This is a genomic window from Cellulomonas bogoriensis 69B4 = DSM 16987 (genome assembly GCF_000767165.1).
Classification (GTDB): Bacteria; Actinomycetota; Actinomycetes; order Actinomycetales; family Cellulomonadaceae; genus Actinotalea; species Actinotalea bogoriensis.
Map to the genome: position 1 here is coordinate 1 of NZ_AXCZ01000304.1, position 1,739 is coordinate 1,739.

Below are 1,739 nucleotides of genomic sequence, written 5' to 3' on the forward strand. Positions count from 1 at the left end.
GAGCCGTACAGGTTCCGCAGGAGCTCCAGCTGGGCCACGGAGGTGTCCTGGTACTCGTCGAGCAGGACGACGCCGTACCGTGCCCGCTCCCCCGCACCCACGTCGGGGACCTCTCGCGCCAGACGGGCGGCGAGCGCCACCTGGTCGGCGAAGTCGAGGACGTCCGCGGCGCGCTTGGCCTCGCTGAACGCCTCCACCAGGTCCACCAGCCGGGCCCGCAGCCGCAAGGACTGCTGGACCTCCTGCACCAAGGACCTGCGCCTGGCGGTGGTGGGGACGGTGGTGGCGCAGCCCGCGAGGGCCTCGACGAGCCGCTCGGCCTCGGCACGCAGCCGCGCCGGTTCGACCAGGTGCTCGGCGAGGGCGCCGGCCAGGTCCAGGACGGCGGCGGTGACGGTGGAGGGCGCGAGGTCGACCTCGAGGTCGTCCGCCCACTGCTCGACGAGGCCGTGGGCGAGCTGCCACCGTGCGGCCTCCCCCAGGAGCCGCGCAGAGGGCTCCAGCCCGATGCGCAGGGCGTGGTCGCCCACCAGGCCCGCGGCGTAGGAGTTGTACGTGGAGATCGTCGGCAGCGTCAGGGCTGCCCGCGCCCCGTCCTGCCCACGGGCCCGGCGCAGGGCCCGCAACCGGTGCCGGACCCGCTCGGACAGCTCGGCGGCGGCCTTGCGGGTGAACGTCAGACCGAGCACCTGCTCGGGGGCCACGACGTCGTTGGCGATCAGGTGCACGACCCGTGAGGCCATCGTCTCGGTCTTGCCCGACCCGGCACCGGCGACCACCAGGAGCGGCTCGAGGGGCGCCTCGATGACCGCGGCCTGCTCGTCCGTGGGGCTGTGGCGGCCGAGGATCTCGGCGATGCGCCGGGCGCTGAGGGCCGTCACTGGCCGACCACCCGGCCCTCGGGCTGCGCGGGGCAGGACCGGGTGACCGGGCACGTGCGGCACAGGGAGTTCGTGGTGGCGGTGACCGTCGAGCGGCACACCGCGTCGACGACGTGGTCGAGCATCTCCGTCACCCACTCCGGGTCGGCGTCCTGCGTCGGGCTGACCTGCTCGCGCTCGGCGCAGGCACGGTTGTCCGTCCCGACGTACACCAGGGCGGCGCCGCCGCTGGCGGCCCCGGTGAGCAGGTGGTCGAACGCCCCGGCGTCGACCGCAGCCTGGTACGCCCCGAGCTGGGCGTGCCGTGCGGCCTCGGCCTTCGGGACCGGGCTGCGTCCGGTCTTCAGGTCCACGACCCGCAGCCGCGGTCGTCCGTCGGGCCCGACCGGGCCCCGCTCGAGCCGGTCGACGGTACCCCGCAGCAGGACCTTGCCCAGCCTGGCCTCGAACTTCTCCTCGACACCCACGACGTCCGCCCCCCGACCCAGGTAGCCCGCGAGGTGCCCGATCATCGACAGGGCACGACGTCGTTGGGCCTGCCCCACCCAGCCCTCGGGAAGCCCCAGGGCCTCCCACCGGGCGTCCAGGGCGCGTTCGAGCTCGTCGCGGGTGCCGGCGGGGAGCGCGGCGGCGATCTCGTGTACCAGGGTCCCCAGCGACTGCTCGCGGGACTCGGCGGCACGCCCGCCGGCCGCCTCCAGCGCCCAGCGCAGGGCGCAGGTCGAGGCGGCCTCGAGGGTCGACGGGCTCAGCGGCACGTCCTGGTCCCCCGACCACAGCGGCTGGTCGGTGGACACGGGGGCGATGCCGAACCACGCGGCCGGGTCGGCGCCGGGCACCTGCTCCTCGGCGAGCCGG

Annotated in this window: 2 protein-coding genes; both read right to left on the reverse strand. The window is 75.6% G+C overall.

The window, feature by feature from the left end; translation table 11 throughout:
- The coding region (locus N869_RS14865; RefSeq protein WP_035062938.1) for a UvrD-helicase domain-containing protein at positions 1-881 on the reverse strand (881 nt) is incomplete at its 3' end.
- Positions 878-1,739, reverse strand: an 862-nt coding sequence (locus N869_RS14870) for a RecB family exonuclease (RefSeq protein WP_035062939.1), incomplete at its 5' end; no start/stop codon positions are given. The genes N869_RS14870 and N869_RS14865, both read right to left, overlap by 4 nt.